The organism is Aestuariivita boseongensis, from assembly GCF_001262635.1.
GTDB classification, from domain to species: Bacteria; Pseudomonadota; Alphaproteobacteria; order Rhodobacterales; family Rhodobacteraceae; genus Aestuariivita; species Aestuariivita boseongensis.
Genome location: NZ_JXYH01000007.1, coordinates 21,565 through 37,876, shown reverse-complemented (window position 1 = coordinate 37,876; position 16,312 = coordinate 21,565). Strand labels below are relative to the sequence as shown.

General features: G+C 61.6%; 15 protein-coding genes. 9 read left to right on the top strand and 6 right to left on the bottom strand.

Features of this window, described 5'->3' with window-relative positions:
* Window positions 1–60: 60 nt before the first annotated feature.
* Complete coding sequence (locus TR61_RS04510) at window positions 61–528, top strand: MarR family winged helix-turn-helix transcriptional regulator (protein WP_050928417.1); 468 nt, start codon at window positions 61–63, stop codon at window positions 526–528.
* A gap of 18 nt (window positions 529–546) precedes the next feature.
* Here the strand turns inward: TR61_RS04510 and TR61_RS04505 are convergent, their stop codons facing one another.
* Window positions 547–1,482 (bottom strand): 2-hydroxyacid dehydrogenase, encoded by a 936-nt coding sequence (locus TR61_RS04505; protein WP_050928414.1) that lies wholly within the window; start codon window positions 1,480–1,482, stop codon window positions 547–549.
* A 137-nt stretch (window positions 1,483–1,619) separates the two neighbouring features.
* Here TR61_RS04505 and TR61_RS04500 point away from each other — a divergent pair, with 137 nt between their 5' ends.
* The 4 genes from TR61_RS04500 to TR61_RS04485 all read left to right on the top strand — a co-directional run bounded on the left by TR61_RS04500 (window position 1,620) and on the right by TR61_RS04485 (window position 6,680).
* Entirely contained in the window at window positions 1,620–2,117 is a 498-nt protein-coding gene (locus TR61_RS04500; protein WP_050928412.1) for a MarR family winged helix-turn-helix transcriptional regulator, read from the top strand.
* Window positions 2,118–2,138: 21 nt separating this feature from the next.
* Entirely contained in the window at window positions 2,139–4,289 is a 2,151-nt protein-coding gene (locus TR61_RS04495; protein WP_050928410.1) for a thiamine pyrophosphate-dependent enzyme, read from the top strand.
* Entirely contained in the window at window positions 4,286–5,833 is a 1,548-nt protein-coding gene (locus TR61_RS04490; RefSeq protein ID WP_082181845.1) for an indolepyruvate oxidoreductase subunit beta family protein, read from the top strand. The genes TR61_RS04495 and TR61_RS04490 overlap by 4 nt, the downstream gene beginning before the upstream one ends.
* A 73-nt stretch (window positions 5,834–5,906) precedes the next feature.
* Complete coding sequence (locus TR61_RS04485; protein WP_050928407.1) at window positions 5,907–6,680, top strand: aspartate/glutamate racemase family protein; 774 nt, start codon at window positions 5,907–5,909, stop codon at window positions 6,678–6,680.
* Window positions 6,681–6,735: 55 nt separating this feature from the next.
* On the opposite strand, the gene TR61_RS04480 is transcribed toward TR61_RS04485, so the two are convergent.
* The 3 genes from TR61_RS04480 to dctP form a co-directional block, all read right to left on the bottom strand.
* Window positions 6,736–8,073 (bottom strand): TRAP transporter large permease, encoded by a 1,338-nt coding sequence (locus tag TR61_RS04480; RefSeq protein WP_050928404.1) that lies wholly within the window; start codon window positions 8,071–8,073, stop codon window positions 6,736–6,738.
* An 11-nt stretch (window positions 8,074–8,084) separates the two neighbouring features.
* The gene (locus TR61_RS04475) at window positions 8,085–8,585 is read right to left on the bottom strand and encodes a TRAP transporter small permease (RefSeq protein WP_050928402.1); all 501 of its coding nucleotides are present in this window, start codon (window positions 8,583–8,585) and stop codon (window positions 8,085–8,087) included.
* Window positions 8,586–8,674: 89 nt separating this feature from the next.
* Entirely contained in the window at window positions 8,675–9,712 is a 1,038-nt protein-coding gene (gene dctP / locus TR61_RS04470) for a TRAP transporter substrate-binding protein DctP (protein ID WP_082181844.1), read from the bottom strand.
* A gap of 233 nt (window positions 9,713–9,945) precedes the next feature.
* On the opposite strand from dctP, the gene TR61_RS04465 reads away from it, so the two are divergent.
* Both TR61_RS04465 and TR61_RS04460 read left to right on the top strand, forming a co-directional pair.
* On the top strand, window positions 9,946–11,025 hold the full coding sequence (locus tag TR61_RS04465; RefSeq protein ID WP_050928536.1) for an NAD/NADP-dependent octopine/nopaline dehydrogenase family protein: 1,080 nt from the start codon (window positions 9,946–9,948) through the stop codon (window positions 11,023–11,025).
* A gap of 1 nt (window position 11,026) precedes the next feature.
* Window positions 11,027–12,007, top strand: a complete 981-nt coding sequence (locus TR61_RS04460; protein ID WP_050928400.1) for a 3-hydroxybutyryl-CoA dehydrogenase — start codon at window positions 11,027–11,029, stop codon at window positions 12,005–12,007.
* Between the two features lie 15 nt (window positions 12,008–12,022).
* Here the strand turns inward: TR61_RS04460 and TR61_RS04455 are convergent, their stop codons facing one another.
* On the bottom strand, window positions 12,023–13,105 hold the full coding sequence (locus TR61_RS04455) for a pyridoxal phosphate-dependent aminotransferase (protein WP_050928398.1): 1,083 nt from the start codon (window positions 13,103–13,105) through the stop codon (window positions 12,023–12,025).
* A 56-nt stretch (window positions 13,106–13,161) separates the two neighbouring features.
* On the bottom strand, window positions 13,162–14,568 hold the full coding sequence (locus tag TR61_RS04450) for a helix-turn-helix domain-containing protein (protein WP_050928396.1): 1,407 nt from the start codon (window positions 14,566–14,568) through the stop codon (window positions 13,162–13,164).
* Window positions 14,569–14,734: 166 nt separating this feature from the next.
* On the opposite strand from TR61_RS04450, the gene TR61_RS04445 reads away from it, so the two are divergent.
* Both TR61_RS04445 and TR61_RS04440 read left to right on the top strand, forming a co-directional pair.
* Window positions 14,735–15,718, top strand: coding sequence for a tripartite tricarboxylate transporter substrate binding protein (locus TR61_RS04445; RefSeq protein WP_050928393.1), 984 nt, complete (start codon window positions 14,735–14,737; stop codon window positions 15,716–15,718).
* 96 nt (window positions 15,719–15,814) lie between these two features.
* Complete coding sequence (locus TR61_RS04440; RefSeq protein ID WP_157440821.1) at window positions 15,815–16,303, top strand: tripartite tricarboxylate transporter TctB family protein; 489 nt, start codon at window positions 15,815–15,817, stop codon at window positions 16,301–16,303.
* Window positions 16,304–16,312 lie beyond the last annotated feature (9 nt).

The window sequence follows — 16,312 nt, the reverse complement described above, 5'->3', positions numbered from 1 at the left end:
GATTAATATGAAATTTCATATAATATCGGTCAAGAGAAATTTTCCGGATGTGAGGCGGGCATGCCTGATGACATGAGTCCTCTGCGCAAGGGCGCGAAACAGGGCAGTTTTGTTGATAACTATCTGCTCTATCTGCTGGCGTCGGTCAGTCATCACGCCAGCGGGCAGTTCCACGCCTATGTGCGGTCCAAGGGCGTGCGTGTGCCGGAATGGCGGGTGTTGGCGACACTGCATGATGAAGATGGGGCCATGATTACGACACTGGCGCGAATCTCTCTTCTGGAACAATCGCACCTGACCAAGATCGTGGATCAGATGCAGCGCGCGGGTCTTGTCAAACGCAGGCCCGATCCCAAGGACGCGCGACGGGTTCGCGTGTTTCTGACCGAAAAGGGCAGGGAGCTTGCAACCGAACTGGTGACAGATGCACGCGCACATGAAGCATCCCTGATGGACCGCTTGTCCGAGGAAGAGGCCGCTGCGATCAAGCCGGTTCTGAAAAGCCTTCTGGCACGGCTGGAGCCGTAGGGCGGGACTTGTCCCGCCCTACGGATCGCATTCCGGAATAGGCGTGAGTGTCTTGCCGGTTTCGAAATATGATCGGATATTCTGCGCCACCAGATCGAACATCGCGCCGCGCGTTTCCACCGTGGCGCTGGCCGCATGAGGGCTGAGCAGAACATTGGGCATATCACGCAGAACCTGCGGCACGTGCGGTTCATCGGCGAAGACATCCAGCGCGGCCCAGCCCAAACGCCCGTCCTGCAGCGCCGCAATCAGCGCGTCCTGATCCACCACGGATCCGCGCGCGGCATTGACCAATCCGCCCTCGGGGCCCAGCGCATTCATCACATCCGCCGTGATCAGGTGATCGGTCTCAGGCCCGCCAGGCAGCAAAAGCACAAGCGCCCGGCAGCGCGCGGCCATCTCAACCAGATCGGGGCAGTATTCATAGGGCACATCCTGTTTGCCACGACCGTGATACAGGACCGTGACATTGAACGCCTCAAGCTTGGCCGCAAGGTTGCGCCCGATCCGGCCCAGCCCCACGATGCCCACCGTCTTGCCTTCCAGGGACCAGGTCAGCTGCGTCTGCCCCTGTTCCCAGGCCCCGCTGCGCACATGGGTGTCCTGACGTACATATTCCCGGCTGGCCGCCAAAAGCATCAGAAAGGCGAAGTTCGCCACATCCGCATTCAGCACGTCGCGCGTGTGGGTGACGGTAATGCCCCGCTCAAGCGCAGCCTGCACATCTACACCGTCATACCCAACGCCCATATGCGACACGATCTCAAGCGCCGGAAAACGATCCAGCGTTTCCCGGTCCAGGCTGCCCGCGAAATTCACCAACCCGCGCACTTCCTGCGGCGCATCGACCTCCCAGGCCGCGGTCGGATCCTGCACCACCTCCACGTGATAGCCGTTCAAAGCCTCCATCACCGGGGGCGGCGGCTGGCGCAGGGCAAGAAGTCTGATGGTCATGGGGCAGGGTCCACTGGATTTTTCCGACTGTGCACGGGAAAAAAGCGGGTTTCCAGTGCTGGACAGGTTACTTGCATTTGCATATAAATTTGCCAACGTTGCTGCACCCCCTCCAACAACGACAGTAAGAGTAACAGATGTCAAACTCCTCCGCCGTTTCGGCCACCAAAGATGACCTGCAGGTCTCGGCTTCTTTTCAGGAGATAGGGCTCGAGAATTATGCGCCCTATCTGATGAACCGGATCATGGGGCGCTATAACGCCAATCTCCGATCCGAGATGTCGGCCCTGGGGCTGAGCACCGCGAAGATGCGGGCTTTGGCGATTCTGTCTGTACGCGACGGGCTGCAGATCGGTGATCTTGGCGTCTTTGCCGTGGTGGAGCAATCGACCCTGTCGCGCGCGTTGGACGCATTGGTCAACGACGGTCTGGTCAGGCGCGAGGCCGATCCCAAAGACCAGCGCGCCAGCCGCGTCTTTCTGACCGATCAGGGGCAGGCCGCGTTCGACAGGCTTTGGCCGCATATGATCGGCGGCCATGACGCCATGTTCAAAGGCATCCCGAAGGCCGAACAAAAAGCCTTCATCGCGACGCTGCGCAAGATGCTGAGCAATATCCGCAAACACGAGATCTAAATTCAGGCAGGGGCAGGGCTTATGGCCGAAAGATCGTTCAAACGGGAAGTCGAAGATTTGAAGCTGGGCAAAGGGGATACCTTCACCGGAGAAGGGATCCTGGCCATCACCAAGGCGCTGCTGGAATCGGGTGTGGGTTATGTGGGCGGCTATCAGGGCGCGCCGATTTCCCACCTGATGGATGTGCTGGCCGATGCCGAGGAATTGCTGACCGAGCTTGGCGTCCGTTATGAGGCCAACGCGTCAGAGGCTGCAGCGGCGGCAATGCTCGCGGCCTCCGTCCATTACCCGATCCGGGGCGCCGTGACCTTCAAAGGCCCCGTGGGCGTCAACGTCGCCTCGGACGCTTTGGCGAACCTCTCGTCCTCCGGCGTCAATGGCGGCGCGCTGATCATCGTCGGCGAAGACTACGGCGAAGGCTCGTCGATCATGCAGGAACGCTCGCACGGGTTTGCCATGAAATCCCAGTTCTGGCTGCTCGACCCGCGGCCCAATCTGCCCTCCATCGTGAAATCGGTGAAACAGGGGTTTGAGCTGTCCGAGGCCTCCAACAGCCCCGTCATGCTGATGGTCCGCATCCGGTCCTGCCACGTGACCGGCCAGTTCGACACCGAAGATAACGTCATCCCGCCGCTCTCGGTACGTGACGCGCTGTCGAACCCGCAATCCGATTTCTCCCGCGTGGTGCTGCCGCCGTTCTCCTACAAGCAGGAACACGACAAGATCGACAACCGCTGGCCTGCTGCCGAAAAATTCATCCGCGAGAACGGCATGAATGAGATGTTCGGCCCCGACACGGCCCCGGTGGGCCTTGTGGTGCAGGGCGGTATGTTCAACGGCGTGATCCGCGCGCTGCAACGGTTGGGTCTGGCGGATATCGAAGGCCGCTCTGCCATCCCGATCTATTGCCTGAACGTGACCTATCCGCTGGTGCAGGACGAATTTCTGGACTTCGCCAAAGGCAAAGACGCGCTTCTGATCATTGAAGAAGGCCAGCCCGAATTCATCGAGCAGAACTTGGCGACGCATCTTCTCCGCTCAGGGCTCACAACGAAACTCCACGGCAAAGACATCTTCCCCATGGCGGGCGAATATACCGGCCAAGTGATGCTCGATTCCGTCACGACCTTCCTCAAACAAGCCGCGCCCGAATTCCTCCCCGGCCAGGTCCGCGCCCCCAATGCGCCCCCGCCCGACATCCCGGATCTGTCGGAAACCGTCCCGATCCGCCCACCAGGCTTCTGCACCGGATGCCCCGAACGCCCCATCTTTGCATCCATGAAACTGGTCGAGCAGGAGCTGGGCAAACACCAGATCTCCGGCGATATCGGCTGCCATCTTTTCGGCTCCCTCCCACCGTTCGAAATCGGCGGACAAACCATGGGCTACGGCCTTGGCCCGGCCTCTAACGCGGCCTTCGACGGGGGCGGCGAACGCCGTGCGGTCTCGTTCCTCGGCGATGGAGGGTTCTGGCACAACGGCCTCAGCTCGTCGATCGGGAACATGGTCTACAACCAGTCCGACAGCGTCGCGATCATCGTCGATAACTACTATTCCGCGGCCACCGGCGGGCAGGATCTGATGTCGTCCCGCGCGGATAACCCGACGAAAGCCACGAACAACCCCATCTCCAAAGCCTTGGAAGGCGTCGGCGTCAAATGGATCCGCCAGATCGACAACACCTATGAGGTCGGCAAACTGCGCGACACGATCAAGGAAGCGCTGACCACCGATTACAACGGCCCCAAGGTCATCGTGGCGTCCTCCGAGTGCATGCTGAACAAACAGCGTCGCGAAAAGCCTCTGCGCAAAAAGGCCATCAGCGAAGGCCGCCGGGTCGAGGCGCCCCGGTTCGGCGTGGATGAGGACATCTGCACCGGCGATCACGCCTGTATCCGCCTCTCTGGCTGCCCGTCCTTGTCGCTGAAAACGCTGGACGATCCGCTGCGCGACGACCCCGTGGCCTCCATCGATCACACCTGCGTCGGCTGCGGCAATTGCGGGGAAGTCGCGGATGCCGCCGTCCTCTGCCCCTCCTTCTACCGCGCCGATGTGGTCCATAACCCCACCGGGTGGGAGGCGCGTAAAGCCCGCTTCCGCCGCTCCGTCATCGGCTGGCTGCAAAACCGTCGCGCCACCAAACAGCTCCAGTTTCAGGAGGTGTCGCAATGACCAGACATGAGATGCTCTTTACCCCCCAAGGCAATGACAGCGCCCAGGCGATCCTGAAACTGGTGATCATGGCCGTGGGCGGGCAGGGCGGTGGCGTCCTGACCAACTGGGTCGAAGCCGTGGCCCGGGCCGAGGGGCGCGCGGTACAAGCCACCTCCGTCGCGGGGGTGGCCCAACGCACCGGCGCCACGATCTATTACATCGAAATCGGCCCACAGGGCATCGACGCGCCCATCTTTTCGCTGGCCCCTGCAGGCGGAGACGTCGACGTCCTCGTCGCCGCCGAGTGGATGGAAGCGGGCCGCGCGATCCAACGCGGGTTCGTCACGCCCGACCGCACCACGCTCATCGCCTCCACCCACCGCGCCCTGGCCGTGTCGGAAAAGATGGAGCCCGGCAACGGCATCGCCAGCGCCGAAGAGGTTATGGCCGCCGCCGAAATCGCCGCCCAACGCCTGCTGGTGGCGGATATGGAGAAGCTGGCCGTCGACCAGGGCTCCGTCATCTCCGCCAGCCTTCTTGGCGCCATCGCCGGATCCGGCGCGCTGCCGTTCAAGGCTGAGGCCTTCCGCGACGCCATCCGCGCCTCCGGCAAAGGCGTGGAGGCCAGCCTGCGCGCCTTCGAGGCAGGCCTCGCCGCGGTCACCGAGCCAACCAAGGTCGAAGCCGCGCCAGAAGCCCCCAAGCCTCAAACCGCGATCACAGGTCCCACAAACGCCCAAACCACGTGGGAGGCGCTGACCGCGCGCATCGCCGCCCTGCCAGAACCCGCCCGAGACATGGCCGCCGCTGGCCTACAAAAGGTCGTCGATTTCCAGGACGCGGCTTATGGCGCAACCTATCTCGACCGCCTTGACCGCTTCGCCGCCAAAGACAACGACGCCCATGGGTTCGAGCTGACCAAAGAGGCCGCCAAATACATCGCCAACGCAATGGCCTATGACGACGTGATCCGTGTGGCCGACCGCAAAACCCGCGGCGCGCGCAGCGCCCGGATTGACGGCGAAATGGGCAAGGGGGAGGCACAAGTCCTCCAACTCACCGAATTCTTCCATCCCCGCGCGGAAGAAATCGCCGGTCTCCTCCCCGCCAAACTGGGCGCGAAAATCGAAAACTCCCCCAAATGGATGGCGCGGCTCGATCGCTGGTTCAACAAGGGCCGCCGCATCCGCACCGACACGCTGCGCGGCTTCATCCCGCTCTACATTATCGGCGGCCTGCGCCGCTGGCGCCTCAAAACCCGCCGCCACGCGGTAGAGGCCGCCCATCTCGACGCCTGGCTCACCACCGTCACCCACCACCTCACAACCGACTACGCGCTCGCCGTCGAAACCCTGCGCTGCCGCCGCTTGATCAAGGGCTACTCCGACACCCACGCGCGGGGCCTGTCGAAATTCGACCGTGTGATTGACGGCATGGCCCTCGTCGCAGGCCGCGACGACGCCGCCGACTGGGCGCGCCGCCTGCGTGAAGCCGCGCTCAAGGACGAAGCGGGCAAAACCCTCGAAGGCGCGCTCCAAACCATCCGGTCTTTCACATCATGATCCAGCCGGGACCACTCCCCTGCTTCTTTCTGGCAAAAAATACCCAATCCCACATCCGCCAAAGGGACCGCGCATGAAAATCTGGTACCAATCCTATGTCGATTACGAAAATGGCGCGTCCTATTGGGACATGCTGGGCCCGCATCTGAACGCCGTGTCATCCCCCGACACCCAGGTCGATATCCGCGGCATCACGCCTTTTGACAGCTACGCCCACCCGCTGATGGAATGGCGCTGCGCGCGCGAGATGATCTGCAACGCTGTGCGCGCCGAACGCGAAGGCTATGACGCCTTCATCGTCGGCCATTTCCAGGACGCAGGCCTCTACGAGGCCCGGTCTGTCGTCGACATCCCCGTCATCGGGCTGGGAGAGGCCACGATGCTCTGGTGCTGCCAGATGGGCCAACGGCTGGGCATCGTCACCATCAACCCGCGCTTCATCCCCTGGTTCCACCACCAGATCGGCAAATACGGGCTGAAGGAACGCGTCACGGGCGTCCATTCCATGACCTTTGAACCGGGTCAGATCCTCGAGGCCTATGGAGACGATGAAAAGGCAGAACAGGTCAAACTGCTCTTCGAAGAGCAGGGCCGCCCGATGATCGCCGACGGCACGGATGTTCTGATCCCTGGCGGCGGTATCCCCATGCTGCTCTTTTCCCAATTCCACGACCACCAAATCGACGGCGCACCCGTCGTGAACGGAATCCCGATCGCAGTGCAAATGGCTGAAATGGCCGTGCGCCTGAAATCCATCACCGGACAAGGCGTCAGCCGCGTGGGCGATTACACCAAAGCGCCGGACTGGGTGATCGAGGAATTCATGACGCACCCCAAAGGGCTCTGAGCACCAAGGCGCTTCGAAGCGCCTTGGCCCAAGCATTTTCGAAAATGCTTGGGCGCTACTGACCCAAACTCGGCAACCAGGTGGCAATGCCGGGCAGGAAGATCAGCATAACAACCAGAAGCATGGAACAGCCGATAAAGGGCATGGCCGAGATATAGATATCCCGCATCTTCGTATCGGGTGGCGACACCCCCTTCATCACGAACAGCAAGAGCCCGAAGGGAGGTGTTGTAAAGCTGATCTCCAGCGCCAGAAGAACGATCACGGCAAACCAGATCAGATCAAATCCCAGTGTCTGGGCCAGCGGGAAGAAGATCGGCACGGTCAGCAGCATCATCGACAGCTGGTCCATGAACATGCCGAGGATCAAAAGGATGCCGAACATGATCAGAAGCATCGTGATCGGATCCAGCTCAAACCCTGTGGCCCAGCGGATCAGACCTGATGAGGCCCCCGAAAACGCCAGCAGCGCTGAAAACGTGGCCGATCCAAAGATGATCAGCAGCGCCATGGTCGTCACTTTCAGCGCGCCGGTTACCGATTTCACCAACCCATCCCAGGTCAGCGACCGATAAAGGGCGGCCAGCACAATCACACCCAGACAGCCAAAGGCCGCGCTTTCTGACGGGGTCGCGATGCCGAACATTATCAGCAGGATCACCCCGATCACGATGGAGACCATCGGCAGGATGTCGATGAAAAAGAGCCTCAGCTTCTCTCCCGCCGAGATGGGATCCAGCTCGTAAGCCGGGGCCGCAGACGGATCATAAAGCGCCATCAGCAGGATCAGCACCGCATACATGATCGCAAGGATCAAACCCGGCAAAATGCCCGCAATCAACAGCGCCCCGATATCCAGCTCGGCCAGCGTCGCCAAAAGCACCGCCAAAGCCGAGGGTGGGATCAGCATCGCCAGACCACCAGTGCCCAGAATGGGCCCAATCGCCATGTGCTTTTTGTAGCCGCGCTTTTGCATCTCCGGCACCATGAGCGAGCCCAAAAGCGCCGTGGAACCCATGGACGAACCCGACAGCGTTGCAAAAGCCGTGCCGCCTGCCACCGTCACGAAAGACAGGCGCGCCGGCAATTTGCCCATCAGCCGATCAACCGCACCGAACATACGGTTTGCTAGGCCTGTGAAGAAGAATATCTCCCCCATCAGCAGGAACATCGGCACCGGCATCAGGTTGAACGACGTGATCGTCGGGATCGCGTTGTTCACCAACGCCCCGATCCCCCGCGTCATCTGCGAGACGATGTCGCCGCGCCCGCCCATGAAATAGGCAGCCCCAATCACGTTGGCGGCGAGAAACGCCAGCGCCACGGGCACGCCAAGCGCCATGAAAAACAAGATCATGCCCAAAAGGAAGAAGAGCGCCTCGAACCATTCCATCTGAGCCGCTCCTACTCGTGCACGCCGGCTTGGCCGGTATGCAGGGTTTCAGGGCCAAAGACGAAACGGCAGAACTGCAGCCCCATCAGCCCGAAGCCGATGGGCATGGCGCCCAGAATCAACCATTTCGGCATATCCAGGCTGCGCATCAGCGCGTCGCCGAACTCATAGGCGCGGATCGTCGCCACCAACGAGAAATACGTGAGGATCGCGCAGATCAGAACGCACAGGGCGGCCACAAAGCGGCTGAACCCCGACTGGATCCGTTTGGGCAGGAAGGCCGTCAGAAGCTCGATAAAGACGTGGCCGCGCAGACGCACCAGCCAGGGCGAGGCCGCCATCACGATGTAAAGCAGCCCGAATTCCGAAAAGGTAAAGAGGTGGCTGGACCACGTGCCTGACAGATAAAGCGTTCGCGCCAGCGCGCTGACCACGATCGCCAGCATGATCCAGACAAGGTAAAGCCCGGCAATCACCGCCAGCACATCGCAGATGCGATCAATCACGCGCATGTATTTTCCCCCTGCACCCCGTGCCTCAAACCCCTCTTTTCGGGGGCGTCAGGCGCCACCCCGGATGGGGGTGACGCCCAGTGTCAGTTTCAGCTGCCGCTGTCGCCTGCGTAAAGCTCACGCAGTTTGTTATAGCGGGCCATGCCTGCGTCGGTGCCACCGATCCGCTCTTTCATGCGCGCCCAGGCTGCGTCATCGGCCAGCTTCTGGTAAGCGGCACCCGCTTCCTCGGTGGGGTGGGACACGAACTCCATCCCGCCTTCGGCCAGGATCTGGTTGTCGGTCACAACATCGGCCTGACGGTCGTTATAGGATTTCTCTTCCCATTCCTGCACCACGGTGGTGATCAGGTCGCGGCTTTCCTGGCTCAAGGCGTTCCAGGCATCCAGGTTCATGATTACACCCAGGTCGGTGTTGTAGAAGAACGGGTCCACGCGATGCGTCAGGAACTCGTTCCATTTCAGCTGCGGAATACCGATCTGCGTCCAGGCGGCCGAATCCACCACACCTTTTTCCAACGCCGAATACACTTCGGTCGCAGGCATCGACGATGTGGAGGCGTTCAGCGCGGTGAAGAACGCGTTATAGATCGGGTTGTCGCGCAGTTTCACACCTGTCAGGTCCAGAACCCCGTTTTCGTCAAAGACGGGCGCTTTGTTCATGAAGATGTGGAACTTGATGCCCCCGTCGATCCAACCCAGGTGGGTCACGTTGAACCGCTCGCGATGCGCTTCGTCCATCACGGCGGCACCGCCATTGGCGCGTGCTTCCATCGGTGTCACACGGGCGGCGACCATAGCGTCGATTTCGGGCACGTTGGCGCCATAGAACGACCCGGGCGTGTGAACCATGTCGATCACGCCGTCGCGCACTGCAGCAGGTTGTTCGAACATGCCGATTGCTTCAGGGCCGCCGCGCACTTCGATCTGCACGATGCCTTCTCCGCGCGCGTTGATGTCTTCCACCATCGCCAGGAAGGTCTTGGTATAGACCAGGAACTCGGGGAATGCGTGAACCGCGGAGATCCGGTCTTCGGCCTGAGCGGCGGACGCCCCCAGACCCATGACCAGCCCAAGCGCGGGCAGGACTGTTGCTGCCTTTGTGGAAAGGCGGGTGAAAATGGACATGCTTCGTCTCCCTGATATGTCTTCTTTATTGCGGCTGCGAACAGCCGGGCCGGGCAATTTTGCCGCAGTCATCTTGCACCACTCAGTTAGGGTTGCAAGATGCCCGGTCAAAATTTCTATGCATTTGCATATGAAAAGCTTGACGCAATTGCAATTGCGATCAACATTTGGATAAATATGAAATTTCATGCAAATCCGGGTTGGTCACAGCCACCCCGGGAAAGGGGGAGATGATGGAAGTTGCAGTATTGGGTGGCGGAAACGGATCAACAGCCGCCGCGGTCGATCTGACTGAACAGGGTCACAACGTGCGCTTCTGGCGGCGCAACGCCGCTGCGCAAGGGGCGTTGCAAGACCGCGACAACACACTGATCCTCAAGGACTTTCAGGGCGAAAGGCCGATCCGTATTCCCATCGTCACCTCCGATATCGCCGAGGCTGTGACGGGCGCGGATCTGATCGTCTGCCCCACGCCCGCCACCGCGCAACGTGACATCGCCGCGTCCCTGGCGCCCCACCTGACGGACGGGCAGGTCGTCTTCCTGCCGCCGGGCAGTTTCGGCAGCTGGATCATGGCCGACATCGTGCGCAAAGCGGGCAACACCGCCGATGTCAGTTGGGCCGAAGCGGGCACGCTTCCATATCTCACGCGTATGCACGGGCTGGAGACGGTCGCCATCACCACCCGCGCCACGCGACTTCCGACAGGCGTTTACCCCTATAAGAATGCAAACCACGCACATGCCGTCATCACCCAGGCCTATCCATCGGTTGAACCGGCCGATGATGCACTGTCTGGCGCGCTGATGAATGCAGGCCCCATCATCCACCCGCCGCTGATCATCATGAATGCAGGCCCCATCGAGCATTTCGACCATTGGGACATCCACAACGAAGGCACGCAACCTGCCATCCGCCGGGTCACCACGCGGCTTGACAATGAACGCATGGCGGTGCGCGAGGCTCTGGGCTATGGCGCGCCGCATTTCCCGCTGGCCGATCACTACAACACGTCCGACTGGATGTACGGCAACGCCGCCCATGACAAGCTGACCGATAGCGGAGACTGGCGCGAACATCTGGTGCTGACCGAACATCGTTACATGCGCGAGGATGTCGAGACGGGGTTGGCCTTCCTCGTCTCAGTCGCCGATTGGGCAGGGGTGCCCGCACCCACCGCGACGGGGCTTCTGGCCATCGGGTCGGCGATTTGCGACGGCGATTTCCGCGCCGGTGGGCGGACGCTGGACAATCTGGGTCTTGCGGGGATGAGCCGCGACCAGCTTCAGACGATGCTCAGGGAAGGGGCGTAACATGGCGGCCAAGGAAACCATCGCCTGCGTCGGTGCGGGCCGCATGGGGCGCGGCATGGCTGTGGCCTTCGCCTATTCCGGCCACCCGGTGCATCTGATCGACGCCAAGCCACGCGATGCGGAGGCCGCACAAACCCTGGCCGAAGAAGCGCGGTCCGAGCTGACAGCGACGCTGACCATGATGGCGGGCTTAGGCCTTCTGGACCTGGCCGAAGTTGGGACGGTCGCCGACCGCGTGCGTTTGTTCTCTAACGACCAACTGGCCGAGGGGCTGGATGGCGCCAGCGTCATCTTCGAAGGCGTTCCCGAAACGATCGAGGCCAAGAAAGACGCCTTCGCCCGCGTCTGCGCTCATGCCGATCCGGCTGCGATCATCGCCTCGACCACCTCGACCATCCTGTCGAATGATCTCCAGCCGCTTGTCACCCGTCCGGAACGCTTCCTGAATGCCCATTGGCTGAACCCCGCCTTTCTGGTCCCGCTGGTCGAGGTGTCTCCGGGCGACGCGACCGATCCGGCGGTGACACAAGCGCTGAAAGACCTGCTGGAACGCATCGGCAAGGTGCCCGTGGTCTGCAAAGCCAGTCCCGGCTATATCGTGCCGCGCATCCAGATGCTTGCAATGAACGAGGCCGCCCGCATGGTGGAAGAAGGGGTCGCGACCGCCGAAGACATCGACAAGGCCACGAAATACGGCTTTGGCTTCCGTTTTGCGGTGCTTGGTCTTCTGGAGTTCATCGACTGGGGCGGGGGCGATATCCTCTATTACGCCAGCCGCTACATGACGCAGGCCACCGGGCATGACCGCTTTGCCGCCGCCGCGATCATTGAAGAGAATATGGAGAAAGGCCGCACCGGCCTGCGCGACGGGCAGGGGTTCCTGAACTACGAGGGAATGGACCTCGCCGCCTATCAGCAGGGCCGGCTGGACGCCTTTGCCGCGATGCTTCGGCATTTGGACAAGATGCCGGTCAAGGGCTAGGCCGCGCGGGCCCGATCAGGCAAGAAAGCGATCGACGGCTTCCAGAAACAGGTCGTTATGCTCGGGCAGAGAGATCGAGACGCGCAAGAACTCCTCAAGCCCGGCCTCCCGCGTGCGTGTCACGATCAGCCCGGCGGTGTCGAACAGATGCACGATCAGCGCCTCGGTACTGGCCGGGTCGCGGTCCGGCGGGCTCAACAGCAGGAAATTCGCGTGGCTGGGCAATACATGACACCCGCGCTGGGTCAGAACGCCTGTCAGGCGCGCGCGCTCTGACTGGATGGCGGCCACGCGCTCATGCACGGTCTGCATATCCGACAGCGCGGCAATTGCAGCCGCCTGCGCCAGCGCATTCACAGGCCCCATGGCGCGCGCGGCGTAAAGCACCGGGATGATCCAGGCGGGCCCGTGGCACCAACCCGCCCGCGCGCCCGCAAGACCAAAGGCTTTCGAGAAGGTTCGCGTCACCACCACATTTTCATGCCGGTCCACAAGCTGATGGGTTTGCGCGCAATATCCGTCCGGCGCGAATTCGCCATAGGCCAGATCCAGCACCAGAACGACATCCTCGCGCAGCCCATCGGCCAGCCGAGCCAGGTCCTCCACCGGGATATAGGTGCCTGTGGGGTTGTTCGGATTGGCCAGGAACAGAACCCTGGTGCGATCTGTCACCGCCGCCAGCAGCGCGTCGACATCGGTGTGGTAATCAGACTCGGGCGCTTTCACCAGATCCGCGCCCAGCCTGTTTGCAGTCAGCGCGAACTGGATATAGCCGAACTGACTGATCAGGATCTCATCGCCCGGACGGGCAAAGACGCGTGCGATCACGTCCAGCAGATCTTCCGACCCGTTGCCGCAGATGATCCGGTCGGGATCCAGGCCATGGGCCTCTCCCAATGCAGCGCGCAAGCGGTCGCAGGACGGGCTGCCATAGCGTTGCGCGCCCGTGCTGGCCTGGGCCAGGGCCTGCGCCACCGCGGGGGCGGGGGCCCAGGGCAATTCGTTGAAGGCCATGTTGATGACCGGCAGGCCCAGAGGTTGGGCCGTGTCGATCCGGCCGCGCACCGGCATCGGGTTCAGATAGGGTTGGGGTCGCATCGCCTGTCCTTTGTCCTGCGCAGGCCAGTTGGGCGCAAAACCCGCCCCGGTGCAAGTCAGCTTTCGTACCGGGTTGATCCACGCCTGTCCGCATCCAGCCCAAGTTTCATGTTCAGCGGCTGGTGCGCGCGCTGGGTACAGGCCTTGCGCGGACAAACATGGCAGGAAATGCCGATGGGATGGAAGATCTCGGGATCTTTCAGGTTGAATGGCTCGGCATAGCAGATCCGCTCCGCATGGGCGCGTTCACATCCCAGCGCCACCGCAAGCCTGCGATCCTGCGTGCCCCGGCTGAACACGGGCCTGTCCGTGGACCGGCAGAGCGTGAAGAACTGCCCGCCGTCGGGCAATTCGACAAAGCGCGGGATCATGACGCCGGGGGTGCGCAATGCGCGATGAATATCCCAGACCGGGCAGGATCCACCACGTTCGGCCAGCGTAAACGGCGTGGCGTTGAAGCGTTTGGTGACATTGCCCGCCCGGTCCACGCGCAGAAAGAAGAACGGCACACCCTTTCGTCCGTCGCGCTGCAAGGTGGTCAGGCGGTGGCAGACTTGCTCGAAACTTACTCCAAAGGCGGCGGCAAGCCGGTCCAGATCATATTTCGTTTCCTCGGCAAGGGTCAGGAAGGCCTCATAAGGCATCAGCACTGCGCCCGCGAAGTAATTGGTCAGTTCCACCGCCAGCCGGGCCCGCGCATCGGGATCGGCAATTGCGGATTGGGTCACGATGGTTTCGACATGGTCTGAACAGACCAGAAGCCCCAGCACATGGGCCAGCTGAAAGACGCGGTTCGAATGATCCAGGGCTTGCGACAGCAAGACTTCCCCGCGGTCGCGATCGAACAGGCGGAGCGTATCGCGCATCTGTTCGGGCGGCACGATTTGTGCGGTCAGGCCCATCTCGACCCTGAGGAACCGCTTGATCGAGGCATACATGTCATCCGCCGCGCCCCCGATCCGCCCGCGGAAATCCTCGGCCACACGCTCCAGCGTGTCGAAGTAATTCCCGCGGTCGCGAAACACGTCATGGATCGCCGTTTCGGGAGAGGTGGCCAGCAGATCCATCGCGTCGCCGGTGCCGGACATGCGGTTCAGCCGGTCGGTCAGGGCCGTGTGGCTTTGGTACAGCTGCAGGAACCGATCGACCACGCGCGGCGCATGATCAAGGGCCGCGCGCAGCTCCTGCACATCCGGCGGCTCGCCGGGAAAGATCGGATCGCGCATCGCCGCGCGCAGCTCGGGCACGCGGTTTTCTTCGCCCTCGCGCAGAAGGTCGCGCCAGTCCACGCCATAGGTTTCGGTGATCGCCACCAGAACCTGTACTGACAGCGATCTTTGATTGCTTTCCAAAAGGTTGACGTAGGCCGGGCTGATACCCAAACGTTCGGCCATGCGGGCTTGGGTTTCCCCATGGGTGCGGCGCAACTGGCGCAGCTGCGGACCGACAAATGTCTTGCTCATGGCATTACACCTTTACAATTGTAAATAATGTAAAGGTAATTTTCTACTAAGCAACCCGATTTTGGGGGAATAATCTGTCGTGGGCGCTAAAACCCCCCAGTACCAGTGCCGGTTTGATCGCATTCTTTGTCAGCTTTCGGCAGTGGGCATCATTGGGAGGACACACATGATCAACATTTTCACTCGCCGTTCGGCAATGGCGCTGGCCGCTTCCGCTCTGCTCACTGCAGGTGCGGCTCTGCCCGCCGCCGCGTCCGACTGGGCGCCCAACAAACCCATCGAAATGGTCATCATGGCCGGTCAGGGCGGTGGCGCGGATCGCCTTGCGCGGCTGTTCCAGTCGATCATCCAGAAGGAAAAACTGGCCACCATGCCGGTTCTGCCCGTGAACAAGGGCGGCGGTTCGGGGGCCGAGGCGCTGCGCTATCTGAAAGATAATGGCGGCGATGATCACAAGATCATGGCGACGCTGAACAGCTATTACACCACGCCCCTGCGCACCGATATCGGCGTCGATATCGAAGAATTCACCCCCATCGCCCGCATGGCGCTGGACACCTTTGTTCTGTGGGTGAACGCAGACAGTGACATCCAAACGCTGGATGACTGGGTCGCGGCGGTCAAAGCCTCGGGCGGCACCTGGAAAATGGGCGGCACCGGCACCGGTCAGGAAGACAGCCTTGTTACCGCGATGCTGGAAAACGAGTTTGACATCGAAATCACCTATGTCCCCTTCAAGGGCGGCGGAGATGTTGCCAAGAACCTGGTGGGCGGCCATATCGATTCGACCGTGAACAACCCCTCCGAGCAGATGGGCTTTTACAACGCGGGCAAAGCGCGCCCCATCGCGGCTTTCACACCCGAACGTCTGGAAGCGTTCCCTGATGTTCCCACGGCACGTGAGCTGGGCCATGACATCGTCTATTGGATGCAGCGCTCGTTCGTAGGCCCCAAGGACATGCCTGCCGAAGCGGTGGCCTATTACACCGAGCTCTTCCGCGCGCTGTCGCAGACCGAGGAATGGCAGACCTATACCAAGGAAAAAGCCCTGATGGCCGATTTCCTGAGCGGCGATGAGCTGCAGGCCTATTTCCTGGAAGAGCGTGAGAAACACGCCGAGATCCTGAACATGATGGGCGAAAGCTCCTGAGGCAGGCCCTGATCTCCTGATGCAGCGGGGCGGGTTCGTGTGATCGAGCCTGCCCTCTGCCTCCTGACCCTTTCACACTTCACCGGGAGCAAGCCGTTGCAAGCTGCTGATCGCCTGATTGCGCTCTCCATCATCGGGATGAGCCTTTATTTCATGAGCGACGCCGTGGCCCTGCCCATCGGGTGGAACGGCGAAACCGGCGGCCCGGGTGGCGGCGCGTTTCCGTTCTGGCTGTCGCTGATCATGGCGCTGGCGGCAGGCGGGGTTCTGGTGCGCAGCTTCCTGCAGGACCGCACCCAGCAGGCGTTTTTCGATCACGTCACTCTGCGATCGGTCATTGCCGTGACGGTGGCGGTGGCGGTGACGATCGCGCTGATGCCCTACGCGGGCAGCTATATCGCGATCCCGCTCTTCATGTTCTGGTATCTCAAGATCTATGGCCGTCATGGTTGGGTCCTGACGGGCATCCTGACACTGTCGACGCCGGTCTTTCTGTTCTTTTTCTTCGAAGTCACGCTCAAGATCCTGCTGCCCAAAGGCTGGACCGAGCCGCTCTTCATCCCGCTTTACGCAACCTTCTTCTAAGAGGTCTGG

What these genes read in the sequence shown, in the direction of transcription:
- TR61_RS04510 (WP_050928417.1), top strand. Translation starts at nt 61, where the DNA reads ATGCCTGATGACATGAGTCCTCTGCGCAAGGGCGCGAAACAGGGCAGT.
- TR61_RS04505 (WP_050928414.1), bottom strand. Translation starts at nt 1,482, where the DNA reads ATGACCATCAGACTTCTTGCCCTGCGCCAGCCGCCGCCCCCGGTGATG.
- TR61_RS04500 (WP_050928412.1), top strand. Translation starts at nt 1,620, where the DNA reads ATGTCAAACTCCTCCGCCGTTTCGGCCACCAAAGATGACCTGCAGGTC.
- TR61_RS04495 (WP_050928410.1), top strand. Translation starts at nt 2,139, where the DNA reads ATGGCCGAAAGATCGTTCAAACGGGAAGTCGAAGATTTGAAGCTGGGC.
- TR61_RS04490 (WP_082181845.1), top strand. Translation starts at nt 4,286, where the DNA reads ATGACCAGACATGAGATGCTCTTTACCCCCCAAGGCAATGACAGCGCC.
- TR61_RS04485 (WP_050928407.1), top strand. Translation starts at nt 5,907, where the DNA reads ATGAAAATCTGGTACCAATCCTATGTCGATTACGAAAATGGCGCGTCC.
- TR61_RS04480 (WP_050928404.1), bottom strand. Translation starts at nt 8,073, where the DNA reads ATGGAATGGTTCGAGGCGCTCTTCTTCCTTTTGGGCATGATCTTGTTT.
- TR61_RS04475 (WP_050928402.1), bottom strand. Translation starts at nt 8,585, where the DNA reads ATGCGCGTGATTGATCGCATCTGCGATGTGCTGGCGGTGATTGCCGGG.
- dctP (WP_082181844.1), bottom strand. Translation starts at nt 9,712, where the DNA reads ATGTCCATTTTCACCCGCCTTTCCACAAAGGCAGCAACAGTCCTGCCC.
- TR61_RS04465 (WP_050928536.1), top strand. Translation starts at nt 9,946, where the DNA reads ATGGAAGTTGCAGTATTGGGTGGCGGAAACGGATCAACAGCCGCCGCG.
- TR61_RS04460 (WP_050928400.1), top strand. Translation starts at nt 11,027, where the DNA reads ATGGCGGCCAAGGAAACCATCGCCTGCGTCGGTGCGGGCCGCATGGGG.
- TR61_RS04455 (WP_050928398.1), bottom strand. Translation starts at nt 13,105, where the DNA reads ATGCGACCCCAACCCTATCTGAACCCGATGCCGGTGCGCGGCCGGATC.
- TR61_RS04450 (WP_050928396.1), bottom strand. Translation starts at nt 14,568, where the DNA reads ATGAGCAAGACATTTGTCGGTCCGCAGCTGCGCCAGTTGCGCCGCACC.
- TR61_RS04445 (WP_050928393.1), top strand. Translation starts at nt 14,735, where the DNA reads ATGATCAACATTTTCACTCGCCGTTCGGCAATGGCGCTGGCCGCTTCC.